This is a genomic window from Serratia sp. MMO-28 (assembly GCF_037199905.1).
Lineage (GTDB): Bacteria > Pseudomonadota > Gammaproteobacteria > Enterobacterales > Enterobacteriaceae > Chania > Chania oryzae.
Window position 1 is genome coordinate 1 of the sequence record NZ_JBBCVB010000076.1, and the last position, 938, is coordinate 938.

General features: G+C 55.7%; 1 protein-coding gene. It reads right to left on the bottom strand.

Going from position 1 to position 938, the window contains the following annotated elements:
* Nucleotides 1-894: IS1182 family transposase (locus tag WG891_RS26580; RefSeq protein ID WP_337274590.1), on the bottom strand; the 894-nt coding region annotated here is incomplete at its 3' end.
* Nucleotides 895-938 lie beyond the last annotated feature (44 nt).

A 938-nucleotide genomic window follows, 5' to 3' on the forward strand; every position in this document is an offset into this window, starting at 1 on the left:
CGCGATACCCCTTTCTTGCGTCAGATGGCACACCGCGGCGGTGAAGTAACCCGCATCCACACCCACCGCCACCGGCTCCAGACCGAATCGCGCTACCTGCCGCTCAAGTCGCCCGATAAAGGGCTGGCTATCATGGACATTGCCCGGTGTCACATGCGTATCCAGGATGATGCCGTGCTTCCCGTCCACCGTGCGGTGGTCCAGATAGAAGAAGCCCTTCGGTTTGTTGTCCCGGTGCATAAAGCCGCTCTCCGGGTCGGTGGTGCTGACTTTGGTGTTCTTAACGGCGACGGCGTTTTCGGATGTCTTTTTTACGGCGGGCAGCGGCTTTTTTGCGTGCTTCTTCCTGTCGGCCTCCACGGCAGCATCAAGCTGCTCCAGATATTCACTGACGCCCACCGGACGTTCTTCATTCACCGCTCTACGAGGGTTGGCGTCGGCTTTCAAGTGTGTGCTGTCAGTGTAGAGAACTCGCCCGTTAGCCATGCCACGGCTGAGAGCCTGTTCTACGATGTGGTCAAAAATCTGCTGGAAGACGTCGCTGTGGTTGAAGCGGCGGAGGCGGTTCTGGCTCAGGGTCGAGGCGTCAGGGACTTTTTCGGTGAGGGCCATACGCAGGAACCAGCGATAAGCGACATTGACCTGTATTTCCTTGACCAGACGGCGCTCGCTGGGGATACCGAAGAGATACCCCAACAGCATCATTTTAATCAGGCGAACGGGGTCAATGGCGGGTCTGCCGTTATCAGGACAGTAGAGATGAGCAACGGCGTCGCGGATAAATTCAAAATCAATGGCGGCATCGATTTGGCGAACCAGATGGTCTTCGGGGACCAATTCATCGAGGGTGATGGTTTCAAACTGATATTGCTGAGGAGAGGGTGTTTTGAGCATGGCAGTCAGTCCATTTTTTGCACTGACCTTATTAGATCAAAGTC